The sequence below is a fragment of the Roseibium sp. MMSF_3544 genome (genome assembly GCF_030732845.1).
Classification (GTDB): domain Bacteria; phylum Pseudomonadota; class Alphaproteobacteria; order Rhizobiales; family Stappiaceae; genus Roseibium.
Window position 1 is genome coordinate 100,350 of sequence record NZ_JASHKA010000021.1, and the last position, 14,191, is coordinate 114,540.

A 14,191-nucleotide genomic window follows, 5' to 3' on the forward strand; every position below is an offset into this window, starting at 1 on the left:
ACCAAAAGCCCCGCAATCGGTGTCCGGCAACAGAAGACACCGATCTAAAAAACTCAACGGGAACAGCATTCAAGAGACCAATAGGAGCAAGAAATGAAATTCACGACGATGGCGGCGACAGTCGCTCTGGCAATCGGCATAACCGGCGCTCAGGCCGAACCGGTCAAGGTCGGCATGATCACCACGCTTTCAGGTGGTGGCGCCGGTCTCGGCATTGATGTGCGCGATGGTTTCATGCTCGCGGTGAAACAGGCCGGCAACCCGGATCTTGAAGTCATCGTCGAGGACGACCAGCGCAAGCCCGACATTGCGGTGCAACTGGCCGACAAGATGGTTCAGTCCGAAAAGGTCGATGTCCTGACAGGCATCATCTGGTCGAACCTCGCCATGGCGGTCGTTCCCTCGGTCACCGCCCAGGGCAAATTCTACCTGTCGCCGAACGCGGGCCCATCCGCGCTGGCGGGCAAAGGCTGCCATCCGAACTATTTCAACGTCGCCTGGCAGAATGACAACCTGCATGAAGCCGCTGGGGCCTACGCCAAGGAAACAGGTTACAAGAACAGCTTCATCCTTGCGCCAAACTATCCCGCCGGAAAGGATGCCCTGACCGGTTACAAGCGCTTTTACGGCGGTGACCTTGCAGGCGAGATCTACACCAAGCTCGGCCAGACCGACTATGCGGCCGAACTTGCCCAGATCCGCGCCTCGGGCGCTGACAGCGTCTTCTTCTTCCTGCCCGGCGGCATGGGCATCTCGTTCCTGAAGCAATATGCCGACAGCGGCATTGATTTGCCGGTGGTTGGCCCTGCTTTCTCGTTCGACCAGGGCATCCTGCAGGCCGTTGGCGATGCGGCACTGGGCGTGAAGAACACCAGTCAGTGGAACAAGGACATCGACAACGAAGCCAACAAGGCGTTCGTCGAAGCGTTTCAGGCCGAATATGGCCGCCTGCCGTCGCTTTACGCCTCACAGGGCTATGACACGGCGAACCTTCTCCTATCGGCAATGGCCAAGGCGGATGTGAAAGATGCCGATGCCTTCCGTGCGGCTCTAAAGGAAGCAGACTTCGCTTCGACGCGCGGTGACTTCAAATTCGGCCCAAACCATCACCCGATCCAGGACATTTACGTCCGTGAAGTCATCAAGGAAGGTGACGTGTTCACGAACAAGATTCTCGCAGCCGCGCTTACCGATCATGCAGACGCCTATGCTGGCGAGTGCAGCATGTAAGCGATCTCCGCAGTTGCCCTGCCGGCCTTGCGCCGGGAGGGCATAGGGGCTGAATTTCCATGTCATTTTTGTTGCTCATAGAGCAGGTCCTGAACGGCCTGCAATTCGGCATCATGCTCTTTTTGATGGCTGCCGGCCTGACGTTGATCTTCGGCGTCATGGGGCTCATCAACCTTGCGCACGGATCGCTCTACATGATCGGGGCCTTTTGCGCTGCAGCCGTTGCCGCCGCGACAGGCTCGTTTCTTCTGGGGCTTGTCGCCGCGCTCGCAGGCGCTGCGGCGGCGGGTGCGCTCGTGGAACTGGTCGTTATCCGCCGGCTTTACGACAAGGATCACCTGGACCAGGTGCTCGCAACATTCGCACTCATCCTGATTTTTTCGGAAGGAACACGCTGGGTCTTCGGGTCGTTCCCGCTGTTCCTCGATGTCCCCGACTTCCTCTCCGGCCCCGTGACCTTGCCCGGCGGGATCGAATATCCGCTGTACAGACTGGCGCTCATCGTCGTCGGCCTTCTCGTCGCGCTTGGTCTCTACCTGCTCATTTCCAGAACACGCCTCGGCATTCAGATCCGCGCCGGCGAAAACGACCGTGAAATGATAGCCGCCCTCGGCATCGATATCGCCAAGCTCTACACGATCGTCTTCGCCCTCGGTGCGGCACTGGCCGGATTGGCCGGCGCGCTTGTGGGCGCGATCCAGTCTGTCCAGGTCGGCATGGGGGAACCGGTCCTTATTCTTGCTTTTGTCGTTATCGTCATCGGCGGCATCGGCTCGATCAAGGGCGCCCTGGTCGGCGCCATTCTCGTCGGCCTCACCGATACGCTCGGAGGCATCTTCCTGCCTGAAGCGCTGAAGCTTTTTCTCGATCCATCGACCGCAACATCGGTGGGCTCCTCACTCGCCTCCATGGCCATCTACATTCTTATGGCCGCCGTCCTGATCCTGCGTCCTGCCGGTCTGTTCGGAGCACGCGCATGATCCGGGAAACCTATCTGAACACGTTGACACTCGGGCTCTTCGTCCTCATCCCGGCCTGGGCGCTCATGGCCGACGAGCCCTTTACAATCACCCTGATGACCCGGGCCGCGATCTTCGCCATCGCCGCCATCGGGCTCAACATAGCACTCGGCATCGGCGGTCTTGTCAGCCTCGGGCATGCGGTCTTCTTCGGGATCGGCGGTTACGCGATGGGCATTCTCGCCTACCACGCACAGACCTATACGCCTGTTGCCGAATGGCCGTTTCTGATCGACGGCACCAAGTCGATGCCAATCATCTGGCTTGTCGCGGTGATCGTCTCCTCGCTTGCCGCGTTCGTCATCGGATCGCTGTCACTCAGGACGACCGGTGTCTATTTCATCATGATCACGCTCGCCTTCGGCCAGATGTTCTTCTTCTTCACGATCTCCTGGGCGGAATACGGCGGTGAGGACGGGCTGTCGATCTATCTTCGCAACGGCTTTCCCGGCCTGAACACGCTTGCCCCGATCCAGTTCTACGGCCTGTGCCTTGTGATCCTGTGCCTGGTGCTCTTGTTCACCTGGCGGCTGTCAAAATCGCCCTTCGGCCTGGCGCTGAATGCCGCCCGGCAAGCACCCATCCGTGTGGAAACCGTCGGTCTCGATCCGACGCGCCTGAAGCTGATCGCCTTTGTCATCTCGGGCGCAATCACAGGTCTTGCTGGCGCACTCTTTGCCGATCTCAACCGCTTTGTCAGCCCGACCATGTTCAGCTGGCAGACCAGCGGCGAGATCATGATCTTCCTGATCCTCGGAGGCGTCGGACGCCTTTACGGTCCGGTGATCGGTGCGCTCGCCTATGTTGCGCTGGAACACTGGCTCGGCGGGCTCAGCGACTACTGGCACATTTATCTCGGTATCCTGCTCTTGCTCATCGTCCTGTTCGGCCGGGGCGGCCTGATCGGGCTGGCGTCCGGGAGGAAGGTTGCCCATGACTGAACTCGTTCTTGAAACGCAGGATATCTGCAAGAGCTTCGGGGCGCTCAGGGCCAGCCGGAACATCTCCATCGGACTGAAAGCGGGTGAAATCCACGCAGTCATCGGTCCGAACGGCGCAGGAAAAACAACGCTCATCGGCCAGATTTGCGGCACGCTGAAGCCGGACTCCGGTTCCGTCAGGCTGCTCGGCGAGGACGTCACGCAGTTGGCAACGCGGGAACGTGCGCGGCTAGGACTGGGCCGCACCTTTCAGATCTCCTCGCTGGCGATGGAAGACACGGTTCTGCAAAATGCGGTTCTCGGGGCGCTCGGCGCGGCGGGCAATCCCTGGCGCTTCTGGCAGGACGCCTTGAAAGACAGGGCCCTTCGCGAAAAAGCAGAGAGTGCTCTTGAGCGGGTCGGGTTGCAGGATCACGCACGAACCCGCACGGCAGAGCTCAGCCACGGGCAGCGCCGCCAGCTGGAAGTGGCGGTGGCTCTCACCAAGGAACCGCGGGCCTTTGTCATGGACGAGCCGATGGCAGGCATGGGTTCAGAAGGGTCGAAGCGGCTGACGGAGTTTCTGGACGAACTGCGCTCGGAAGCTCCGATCCTTCTTGTCGAACATGACATGGACGCGGTCTTTGCCCTCGCCGACAGGATCAGCGTGCTCGTTTACGGCGAGGTCATCGCTACCGGAACGGTCGATGAAATCCGGTCCGATGCTGCCGTGCGAGAAGCCTATCTGGGGGAAGACGCATGAGCCTTTTGACCATTTCAAATGTGACGGCTTCTTATGGCGCCAGCCAGGCCCTGTTCGGCGTCGATCTTGAAATTGCCGAGGGTGAAGTGCTTGCGCTTCTCGGGCGCAACGGCATGGGCAAAAGCACGACGGTCAAATGCATTTGCCGCATGCTGTCTTCAACCGGAGCCCTGACATTCGACGGTCATGATCTGACGAGGCTCCCCAGCCACCGGGCTGCCCGGCTTGGCCTGGGCCTGGTGCCGGAGGGCCGGCGCTGTTTCGGCAACCTGACGGTTCTTGAGAATCTGATCGCAGCCGCGCGTTCCGGCCATTGGACGTTCGAGCGTGTCACCGAGTTCTTCCCGAGGCTGGGCGAACGGCGCAATCAGCACGCCTCCTCGCTCTCGGGCGGCGAGCAACAGATGCTGGCGATTGGCAGAGCGCTGATGACCAATCCGAAACTGCTTATTCTGGACGAGGCAACAGAGGGTCTCGCACCGATCATTCGCCAGGAAATCTGGTCCGTGATCCGCAAGCTGAAGGCCGAATCCGGGCTCTCCATCCTCGTCATCGACAAATCGATCCGTGAATTGAAGGAAGTGTGCGACAGCGCACTCATTTTGGAGCGCGGCAAGACCGTCTGGTCCGGATCAATCACGGATCTGACTGACGACATCACCACCACCTATATCGGCGTATGAAACATCCAGGGAAAGTCTGAAGCCATGCCATCGAAACTCATTCAGCCCGAGGGTTGGGCTCCTGCCAAGGGATACGCAAACGGAATGCTGACCAATGTTCGGACGTTGCATATCGGCGGACAGATCGGCTGGAACAAGGATCAGGTTTTCGAAAGCCACGACTTCATCGGTCAGATGGAACAAACGCTTACCAACATCGCCGAAATCGTCAGGGATGCTGGTGGCGAGGTCACCGACATTGTTCGCCTGACCTGGTTCATCACCGACAAACGCGAATACCTTGCCCGGCAAAAAGAAGTTGGCCAGGCCTACAGGCGCGTTTTCGGCCGGCATTTCCCGGCCATGTCCGTGGTCGTTGTTGCGGGGCTCATTGAAGACGACGCGCTGATCGAAATCGAGGCCACGGCACAGCTCGACTGAACGCGTGATGGACTAAGTTTTCGTTATCGTTTCCAGAATTTCCGAGACACCGGCCCGCATCGCCGGCATGGTCGATTGCAGAATAGTCAGCCTGTCGAACACGTTCGGATCGTCGTCGAGCGTCTTTCTGAGCGACGCCCCGAAGGTCTGGCGCAACTCGGTTCCAAGATTGAACTTGCAGACGCGGGTTTCCCGCGCGAGACGGCGGCGGATCTCAGGTGGAATGCCGCTGCCGCCGTGCAGAACCAGCGGTTTTGAGGTGGCCTGCTCGATGGCATAAAGGGCGTCAAAGTCGATCCCGTCGGTCTTTTCCGTTTGCAGATGTACGTTGCCGACCGAGATCGCAATGGCGTCGGCGCCGCTTTCCCGGTCGAAACGCGCCGCCTCCTCCGGATCGGTAAAGGCGGAAGCGGCCCCTTCCGCGTATCCGACATAGCCGACCTCTCCTTCCACCGAAACACCGGCGGCATGGGCTTCTTCAACAAGGCCCGCGGTCAGCTCGATATTTTGCGAGATTGGCAGTTTCGACCCGTCAAACATGACAGATGTGAAGCCGTGATCAATGCCACTCCGGCAGTCTTCGACCGTATAACCGTGATCGAGATGCGTAACGACCGGCACGCTCGCCTGGTCCGCAAGATGGCGCATCATCTTGCCGATGACCGGCACCGGAATATGCGCCCTGCAGCCGGGACCGGCTTGCAGGATAACCGGGCATCCTGCCTCTTCCGCGGCTTCAACGAAGGCAACAGCATCTTCCCAGCCGAGCACGACCAGCCCGGCAAGTGCATAGCTGCCCCGTTCGGCAGGCTCGAGAACCTCCGCGAGAGTCGCTGCGGTCATTTGAACTTCGCGATCATGTCCTTGATGCCGGGTATCGTCTCGATCTGCCAGGCGTGATCAGGCTGGAAGTACTGAACCAGGGAGCGCTGCGAGAGACCGCCGAGAATGGTGAAGTAGTACATTTCGTATCCGGGCGCGACCACGCAGGGGTGATAGCCCTTGTCGAGCACGATCGTCGACCCGTCGACAATATGATAGGCATCGCCAACCGCGCCGTCCTCGCGCTGAACGAGCTGCAAGCCGAACCCCTTGTTGGGGCGGAACCGGAAATTGTAGGTTTCGTCGTGTCGGCTTTCTTCCGGAATTCGGTCGGTGTCATGCTTGTGCGGCGGGAAACCGGACCACCCCCCTTGCCCGACAGTGAACAGTTCGGAAACAAGCAGGCGGCCGACTTTGTCGTGATACTTGGTTCCGAGAATATGCTTGATCTTGCGGTGGGTCTTGGTGTCGTCCGAGCCGTACTGGACGAGATCGATATCGGCGGCACGCACGTCAAACGGCTCCAGCACCTTGTCGTATTTCGCACCGGCGATGAAGACTTCCGCGTCATCGCTGACACACACGAGCCGTGCTTTTGCACCGCTCGGGACGTAAACCCCTTCCGGCTCGCCGTCCCACACATCGCTGCTGCGATTTCCCAACGCAGCAAAGGCGACGCCTTCGACATCGACGTCGACGCTGCCTGTTGCAGGAACGATCGCCGTCTCATAGCCCGGCACGCTGTATTCGAACGCCTGGCCGCGCGCCAGTTTGACGATGTTGAAATAGTTCAGCGGGACCCTGCTGTCCTCGACATCGATGATGGCCTTGTTTTCGTTGTCATAGGGAGGAAAATGCATCGTGTGTCTCCTCAGGACTGTGGGGCTGAGTGTCTGGAAAGAAAAGCGTCGAGTTCGGCCGGTGTCGGCATCGCGGGTGCGCATCCGAATTTCGACACAACCATTGCTGCGGCGGCCGATCCCCTGAGGATGGCCTCCTTCAGAGATAATTCGGCCGCAAGCGAAGCCATTAGCGAAGCCATGAAGGCATCGCCTGCTCCCATCGGCTTGAGCGCTTCGACCGCAAAAATCCCGGTTTCGAAAGAGCCCTCGCTTGAGAAAACCAACGATCCGCGCTCGCCCATCTTGTAGATTGCGGTCTTGTCGGCAGTGCTCAGGCTTCGGGCAAGATTAAGCCCGTCGTCGTGGGTGCCATTGGCGACAACCGCAAATTCGTCGTCATTGCCAACGACAATGTCCGCGGCCTCGATCGCCGCCCTATAGGTGGCCGCTGCCTCGTGTGCGCTCGGCCAGGAATAGGGACGGTAGTCCAGATCGATCACCACCAGAGTCCCGGCGCGCCGTGCATGTTCCATGGCCCGAAGTGTTGCTTCCCGCGACGGATTGGCGGCGAGCGCGGTCCCTGTCAGGATCAGGGCATCAAAGTCCCCGAAAGGCACTGCAAGAACCTGCTCCTCGCTCAACAGAAGATCGGAGGCATTGTTCCGGTAGAGCGTGTTCTGAGTGTTTTCGATCCGGGTTTCAGTGACCGCAAGCGAGGTCCGCGATTCTCCGCTAAGCACACGGACATGTTCCGACCCGATGCCGTATTTCGTTAGCTCATTGAGCACGAAACGGCCAATAGCATCGTCGGAGACGCAGCTCAGCAGACTGACCGCCAGCCCGTGGCGGGCAAGGCCGGCCGCAATGTTACCGGAAGAACCGCCCAGAGCCGTGGAGAAACGGGCAGCATGCTCGGCCTCCGTGCCCGGCGGATCGGCGTAAAGATCCATTCCCGCGCGCCCGAGAACCAAGAATTTCGATCGCGGATTTAGGTAGGTCGGCAAGATCAGACGCCTTTTCTCTGGGGGGCTCGTCCGGCTTCCCAGTCTTCATGCGCCTTGCGGACCTTTTCGCTGTTGGAAACTTCCGGTGTGCCGACTTCCCACCAGGCGTGACCTTCCTGGGTCCAGCCATCAAATGCGTCGACTTTCAGCGAAATGACGTAGGTTCGGTCGGACTGCTTCGCCCTTCCAAAGGCTTCCTTCAGGTCGCCGATTGAATAAACCGTTTCCGCATTCGCCCCCATTGAGCGGGCATGGGCTTCGAAATCGACTGCGAAAGGTTCGACGGCTAATTTACAATCGGAGATCAGGTTGTTGTAGCTTTCATTGCCTGTGTTGTTCTGCAGTTTGTTGATGACGGCAAAACCGCCATTGTCACAGACAACGACAATCATCTTCGCACCGGAAAGCACCGATGAATAGATGTCCGAATTGAGCAGGAGATACGACCCGTCACCGACGAAAATAATGGTTTCCTTGTCGGGATGGCTTTCCATCTGGCCGAGACGTGCGCCCCAGCCGCCTGCAATTTCGTAGCCCATGCAGGAAAAGCCGAACTCGACGTCGACACTACCGAGGGATTTCGTGCGCCAGTTGGCGGTCACCTCCGCGGGCAACCCGCCGGCTGCCGCGACAACCCGGTCTTCAGCATCACAAATGTCATTGATTGCGCCGATCACCTGGGCGTAGGACATGGGCCTGTTGCTGCCGTCCTTTGCAGTCGGTGACGTGTTTTCGTCAAGATATGCATCCCATTCGCGCCGCTCCTGCGCCGCTTTTTGCAGCCAGCCCGCAGGCGATGAATAAGAGCCGAGAGTACCGGACAGAGCCGGCAGCGTAAGCTTGGCATCACCGACCACCGGCAGGGACATATGCTTGCCAGCATCGTGCCGCCCGACATTGACCGCAACGATTTCGGCATCCGCTGCAAAAGCGGTCCAGGACCCTGTCGTGAAATCCTGAAGCCGGGTTCCGACCGCCAGGATGACATCGGCGTCCTTGGCAAGATTGTTGGCCGAATTGGAGCCGGTGACACCAATCGGACCGCAATTCAGGTCGTCGGAATAGACGAGATTGGCGCGCCCGGCGATGGTCTCGACGATCGGGATCTGGTGGCGATGCGCAAAGTCCTGCATTTCCGCCGTCGCCAGAGAATACTGAACGCCGCCGCCTGCAATGATCAGCGGACGGTCTGCCGACTTCAGCTTTTCGGCAGCAGCTGCCAGTTCCCGGGCATCCGGAGCTTGCCGGCGCAGATAGTGGGTTTTCGGTGCAAAGAACTTTTCGGGATAGTCATATGCCCATCCCTGTACGTCCTGCGGTAAGCCGAGAAACACCGGACCGCAATCTGCCGGATCGATCAGCGTGTTGAGTGCTGCGGGCAGCGACTGCAGCAATTGGGCCGGGTGGGTGATGCGATCCCAGTATCTGGTGACACTTTTGAATGCGTCGTTCACCGAAAGACCGGGATTGCCTGGATGCTCGACCTGCTGGAGCACCGGATCGGGCAGACGTGTGACGAAGGCATCTCCCGCCAGCATCAGCAAAGGCAAGCGGTTTGTGTGCGCGATGCCCGCTGAAGTCAGGAGGTTTGTCGTTCCCGGACCAGCCGAGGTTGTCGCAAACATGAACCGCTGACGCAGTTGCTGCTTGGCATAGCCGACGGCGGCCATGGCCATTGACTGCTCGTTCTGCCCTCGCCAGAGCGGCAGGGCCTCCCGATGCTCGTAGAGAGCTTCTCCCAGGCAGGTCACATTGCCGTGCCCGAAAATTCCAAACCCACCGGCGCAGAATCTCACGGTTTGCCCGTTGATTTCGACATATTGCGCAGACAGATAACGGACAAGAGCCTGCGCCATGGTCAGGCGAATTGTCTTCTGGGCCATAAGCCTCGACACCTCCCGGAACGGATTTTTTGAATGTGGTCCAAGGGACCCTTGACTGTGAAAGCTAATGGGTGTTTAGCTGTTTTGCAAGCGGTTGCAAAAATGGATCAAAAACGAATGGAAACGCGCGAGATTGGCATTGGCATTATCGGCGGCGGATATATGGGAAAGGCCCATTCCGTGGCCATGCATGCCGTTGGCGCGGTGTTCGCAACGAAACTGCGCCCGGTGCTGGAAATGATCTGCACGACCACGCCGGAGGGTGCTGCGAAAAAAGCCCGCGAACTGGGCTTCAAGCGGTCGACGTCTGACTGGCGGGAGTTGGTCAATGACCCCCGTGTCGAGGCAATCGTGATTGCATCGCCCCAGAACACGCACCTGGAAATCGCGACAGCGGCCTTTCAGCTCGGCAAACCGGTGTTCTGCGAAAAGCCACTCGGTCAGAATCTCAGCCAGAGCCGCGACATGACCGCGGCAGCCAAGGTGTCCGGCTGCATCAACATGGTCGGCTTCAACTACATCCGCACACCGGCTTCCCAGCTCGCGCGGGAAATAATTGAAGCCGGCGAGATCGGTGACGTCACTTATGTGCGCGGTGAACATACCGAGGACTTTTTCGCAGATCCGAACCTGCCAGGGACATGGCGCGCCGAGGGCCGGGCCAACGGCAACATGGGCGATCTGGCACCGCATATCATCAATGCCTCGCAGGCCCTTGCCGGGCCCATGGAACGTGTCCTTGCGGAGATTGACACGGTGGTCAAGGAACGCCCGTCGGACGAAGGCATGGTTCCGGTGACCAACGACGACCAGGCACAAATCATGTGCCGGTTCACCTCCGGCGCGCTCGGTGCGCTCTATATCAGCCGCACAGCCTGGGGCCGGAAAATGGGGTACGCCTACGATATTTTCGGCACCAACGGCGCCATCCGCTTCGATCAGGAAGATCAGAATGCGCTCTGGCTATACGAGGGCGGACAAAACCCGTCTCGCGAGGGTTTCCGGAAAATATTTACAGGCCCGAACCACCCTGACTATGTGAATTTCTGCCTTGGAGCCGGTCACGGCACCGGGTACCAGGATCAGATCATCATCGAGGCCAAGGACTTCCTGACCGCCATAGAGACGGGGCAAAGCATCTGGCCGACTTTCGAGGACGGCCTTTATGTGAACCAGGTCATTGAAGCGGCCTGGCAATCGAACGACTCCAAAAGCTGGATCAATCTCGCCGACGTCTAGGACACAGCGTCAGACAGATCGTCAAATCTGGAAAAAATCGAATGACCATCAAGATCGGAAACGCGCCCTGCTCCTGGGGTGTTGAATTCGCGGACGATCCGCGCAACCCGTCCTGGCAGACAGTATTGGATCAGTGCCGCGACGCCGGATACCGGGGCATTGAACTCGGCCCGGTGGGCTTCATGCCGGAAGACCCGTCCGAACTGGGCGATGCGCTGGCCGAGCGGGATCTGGAACTGATCGGCGGCGTTGTCTTTCGCCCCTTCCATGATCCGGCAAAGTGGGACGATGTCAAAGACGGATCGGTACGCACCTGCGAAGCACTCAAGGCTCACGGCGCGCGGCACCTTGTGCTGATTGATTCCATCTCGCCGCGCAGGGCGCCGACCGCAGGACGGCCTTCGGAGGCGGAACAGATGTCCGCAGCCGAATGGGCTGTATACCGCGACCGGATCCGCGATATCGCCAGGATGGGAACCGAGGAATACGGGCTCATCACCGCCATCCACCCGCATGCCGGCGGGTTTATGGACTTCGAAGATGAAGTCGAACGCCTGCTCGACGAAGTCGACGAGAGCCTGCTGAAAATCTGCCTCGACACCGGTCACAGCCATTATGCCGATTTTGACCCACTGGCATTCATGGATCGTCACATGGATCGGATTTCCTATATGCATTTCAAGGATATCGACCCGGAGGTGCGTCAAAGGACCGTCACCAACAGGACGGATTTTTATGAGGCCTGTGGCGACGGCATTTTCTGCAATCTCGGCAAGGGGTCGGTCGATTTCCCGGCCGTGAAGGCCAAGCTTGAATCGGCAGGGTTCAAGGGCTGGTGCACAGTTGAACAGGACTGCGACCCCGAAAAGGCGCAGTCTCCCCTGGACGATGCCAGGGAAAACCGGACTTATCTTCACTCTATCGGCTTTGAGGTCGCGGCATGACCAGACTCAAATGGGGAATGATCGGCGGTGGTGAAGGCTCCCAGATCGGGCCTGCTCACCGGATCAGCGCTGCTTTGGACGGACATTTTCACCTGACCGCCGGAGCCCTCGATATCGACCCGGCGCGCGGCAAGGCGTTCGCGTCAACGCTCGGCATTGCGGACGATCGCGCCTATGGCAACTGGCAGGAGATGCTGGAGGGCGAGCGCGGAAGGCCGGACCGTCTCGATCTGGTGACGATCGCGACACCGAACGCGACACACTACGAAATTTCACGCGCCTTCCTGGAAGCCGGCTTTCACGTGCTTTGTGAAAAACCGCTGACAATGACGGCAGAAGAAGCCGAGCATATCGTTGCCATTGCGAAGGAAAGCGGAAAGGTCTGCGCCGTCAACTATGGCTACAGCGGCTATCCGCTGGTGCGGCAGATGCGCGCCATGGTCGCCGATGGCGAGCTTGGCAAGGTTCGCATGATCAAGGCGGAATTCGCCCACGGCTTCCACGCCGACGCGGACGAAGCCGACAATCCCCGGATCCGCTGGCGCTACGATCCGGACCAGGCCGGCACGTCGGCCGTGTTCGCCGATGCCGGCATTCACGCCTTTCACATGGCCTGTTTCGTCTCCGGACAAACCCCGGCGGAACTCTCCGCCGACTTTTCTTCCATGGTCGGAGACAGGCAGTTGGAAGACGACGCGATGATCAACATGCGCCTTTCTGAGGGCACGGTCCTGAGGCTCTGGACCAGTGCAATCGCCGTCGGACGGATGCACGGCCTCACCCTGCAGGTTTTCGGCGAAAAAGGCGGGCTCTCCTGGCAGCAGCAGCATCCTGAGCAGCTGCACTGGACACCGCTAAACGGCCGGACACAGGTGCTTGAGCGCGGCGACGCCGCCCTGTCGCCCCAGGCAGTCCGTGCCTCGCGCATTCCGATTGGCCACGCGGAAGGCATGCCGGTCGCCTTTGCCAATATCTACCATGACCTGGCCGACGTCTTGAGGGCGGAAAAGCATGGCCACGCGCCTGACCCTCACGCCCTCGACTACCCGACCGCCGTTGACGGGCTCTGGTCCATGCGCGCCATTGAAGCTGCAGCAAAATCGGCAAAATCCCGCGGCGCTTGGGTGGATCTTTAACGCAAATCCAGTGCGCCTCGCATGCTGAGACTGGGGGCGCACCCTAGGACTTGGCGATCGGCCGCAACGACCCGCGGTCGACCACCGAACACGGAAACAGCCGGATTTCCGGGCTTCGGCCCGGATTTTCCACCATGCCGACAACAAGTTCGACCGAACTCATGATGATGTCACGGATCGGCTGGCGGATAGTTGTCAGCGAGTAGGCGTCCCACCCGGCCATCGCGATGTCGTTGAAGCCTAAAAATCCAATGTCTTCGGGGATCGATTTGCCGGCAGCGCGCGCTGCATCCATCGCGCCCATGCAGATCAGGTCGTCACCGCAAAACACCGCCTCGACGCGTGCATCGTCCAGCACCTCGCGCATCGCCTCGCGACCGGACTGATAAGTGTAGTTGTCAGCGTAACAAACCTTCGCGACCTTCAGGCCAAGTTCTGTGGCCAGGTTCAGGAACCCGGTTGCCCGGTCCTGTGTTGATGTCGCCGATTCAGGGCCGCCGAGCAGCGCGACGGTTTGATAGGAACGCTCGGCAAACGTCCGCGCCGCCATCGCGCCGCAGTGAATATTGTCGATCCCGACGACATGGACATTCGCATTTGCCTGGAATTTTCCGAATGTATGGATCACCGGAACACCGGCTGCCTGAAAAGCGGTTGCAAAGCTGGTCGGCAGCGTGGATGTGGCGACGATCACTCCGTCGACACTGTATTGCCTTAGCAGATCGACAATTTTTTTCGGCGACGTTTCTCCGGAGAGATTGACCAGCAGTGGACGCAGCTCGCGTTTCTGCAATTCGCTGGTAAAGAGGTCGAAGACATCCAGAAAGGCCGGATTCTGAAAGTTGTTGGCGACAAGACCGATCAGTTTCGTCCGGCTGGTCGCAAGGCTGCGCGCAATCAATGACGGCTGGTATCCGAGTGACTTGGCCGCCTTTTCCACCTTTTCCCGCGTACGCGCGGAAACACTGGCGCCAACCGTGAAGGTTCGCGAAACCGCCGAGCGGGAAACACCTGCAAGTTCCGCGACATCCTTTAATGTTACTGCCAAGTCGCTTGTCCAAACAATTCAGCCACCGATCTCTTCGAAACTACACGAATGACAGACTCGGTCAATTTGTTTGCAACCGGTTGCAAAATTTTCCCGTTTGTGATTGTCTGATCTCAGGCACGGCTTCCAATGACAGAAGCCGCAATCACGTGCCTGCAGTTTGGGAGGAACGCATGAAGAAGACACTCATTGCGATGGCTGCTGCAGCTGTTGCATTTACGGGTTTTAGCGCGCCGTC

Annotated in this window: 14 protein-coding genes; 9 read left to right on the plus strand and 5 right to left on the minus strand. The window is 59.3% G+C overall.

The window, feature by feature from the left end:
- The first annotated feature begins 93 nt into the window (after window positions 1-93).
- Genes RBB47_RS24270 through RBB47_RS24295 form a run of 6 tightly spaced genes read left to right on the plus strand, consistent with a single transcriptional unit; the run spans window position 94 to window position 5,035 of the window.
- Entirely contained in the window at window positions 94-1,230 is a 1,137-nt protein-coding gene (locus RBB47_RS24270) for an ABC transporter substrate-binding protein (protein ID WP_305988490.1), read from the plus strand.
- A 59-nt stretch (window positions 1,231-1,289) separates the two neighbouring features.
- Window positions 1,290-2,210 carry a branched-chain amino acid ABC transporter permease gene (locus tag RBB47_RS24275; RefSeq protein WP_305988491.1) on the plus strand — a complete coding sequence of 307 codons (921 nt, stop codon included), beginning with the start codon at window positions 1,290-1,292 and terminating at the stop codon, window positions 2,208-2,210.
- Window positions 2,207-3,190 (plus strand): branched-chain amino acid ABC transporter permease, encoded by a 984-nt coding sequence (locus RBB47_RS24280; RefSeq protein WP_305988492.1) that lies wholly within the window; start codon window positions 2,207-2,209, stop codon window positions 3,188-3,190. The genes RBB47_RS24275 and RBB47_RS24280 overlap by 4 nt, the downstream gene beginning before the upstream one ends.
- Window positions 3,183-3,932 carry an ABC transporter ATP-binding protein gene (locus RBB47_RS24285; protein ID WP_305988493.1) on the plus strand — a complete coding sequence of 250 codons (750 nt, stop codon included), beginning with the start codon at window positions 3,183-3,185 and terminating at the stop codon, window positions 3,930-3,932. The genes RBB47_RS24280 and RBB47_RS24285 overlap by 8 nt, the downstream gene beginning before the upstream one ends.
- On the plus strand, window positions 3,929-4,615 hold the full coding sequence (locus tag RBB47_RS24290) for an ABC transporter ATP-binding protein (RefSeq protein ID WP_305988494.1): 687 nt from the start codon (window positions 3,929-3,931) through the stop codon (window positions 4,613-4,615). Before RBB47_RS24285 ends, RBB47_RS24290 begins: the two co-directional genes overlap by 4 nt.
- A gap of 24 nt (window positions 4,616-4,639) precedes the next feature.
- Window positions 4,640-5,035, plus strand: coding sequence for a RidA family protein (locus RBB47_RS24295; protein WP_305988495.1), 396 nt, complete (start codon window positions 4,640-4,642; stop codon window positions 5,033-5,035).
- 12 nt (window positions 5,036-5,047) lie between these two features.
- Here the strand turns inward: RBB47_RS24295 and RBB47_RS24300 are convergent, their stop codons facing one another.
- The 4 genes from RBB47_RS24300 to iolD are packed head-to-tail and all read right to left on the minus strand — an operon-like array spanning window position 5,048 to window position 9,586.
- Window positions 5,048-5,878, minus strand: coding sequence for a class II fructose-bisphosphate aldolase (locus tag RBB47_RS24300; RefSeq protein ID WP_305988496.1), 831 nt, complete (start codon window positions 5,876-5,878; stop codon window positions 5,048-5,050).
- Window positions 5,875-6,717: a 5-deoxy-glucuronate isomerase gene (locus RBB47_RS24305; RefSeq protein WP_305988497.1), complete on the minus strand. Its 843-nt coding sequence runs from the start codon at window positions 6,715-6,717 to the stop codon at window positions 5,875-5,877. Before RBB47_RS24305 ends, RBB47_RS24300 begins: the two co-directional genes overlap by 4 nt.
- An 11-nt stretch (window positions 6,718-6,728) precedes the next feature.
- Complete coding sequence (gene iolC / locus RBB47_RS24310) at window positions 6,729-7,703, minus strand: 5-dehydro-2-deoxygluconokinase (RefSeq protein ID WP_305988498.1); 975 nt, start codon at window positions 7,701-7,703, stop codon at window positions 6,729-6,731.
- A gap of 2 nt (window positions 7,704-7,705) precedes the next feature.
- The gene (gene iolD / locus RBB47_RS24315) at window positions 7,706-9,586 is read right to left on the minus strand and encodes a 3D-(3,5/4)-trihydroxycyclohexane-1,2-dione acylhydrolase (decyclizing) (RefSeq protein WP_305988499.1); all 1,881 of its coding nucleotides are present in this window, start codon (window positions 9,584-9,586) and stop codon (window positions 7,706-7,708) included.
- A 102-nt stretch (window positions 9,587-9,688) separates the two neighbouring features.
- Here iolD and RBB47_RS24320 point away from each other — a divergent pair, with 102 nt between their 5' ends.
- From RBB47_RS24320 to RBB47_RS24330, 3 genes are read left to right on the plus strand one after another with little or no spacing between them, the layout of a single operon-like run.
- On the plus strand, window positions 9,689-10,825 hold the full coding sequence (locus RBB47_RS24320) for a Gfo/Idh/MocA family protein (RefSeq protein ID WP_305988500.1): 1,137 nt from the start codon (window positions 9,689-9,691) through the stop codon (window positions 10,823-10,825).
- Between the two features lie 41 nt (window positions 10,826-10,866).
- Window positions 10,867-11,769 (plus strand): TIM barrel protein, encoded by a 903-nt coding sequence (locus tag RBB47_RS24325; RefSeq protein ID WP_305988501.1) that lies wholly within the window; start codon window positions 10,867-10,869, stop codon window positions 11,767-11,769.
- Window positions 11,766-12,905 (plus strand): Gfo/Idh/MocA family protein, encoded by a 1,140-nt coding sequence (locus RBB47_RS24330; protein ID WP_305988502.1) that lies wholly within the window; start codon window positions 11,766-11,768, stop codon window positions 12,903-12,905. Before RBB47_RS24325 ends, RBB47_RS24330 begins: the two co-directional genes overlap by 4 nt.
- Window positions 12,906-12,948: 43 nt before the next feature.
- Here the strand turns inward: RBB47_RS24330 and RBB47_RS24335 are convergent, their stop codons facing one another.
- Window positions 12,949-13,953: a LacI family DNA-binding transcriptional regulator gene (locus tag RBB47_RS24335; protein WP_305988503.1), complete on the minus strand. Its 1,005-nt coding sequence runs from the start codon at window positions 13,951-13,953 to the stop codon at window positions 12,949-12,951.
- Window positions 13,954-14,191: the final 238 nt, after the last annotated feature.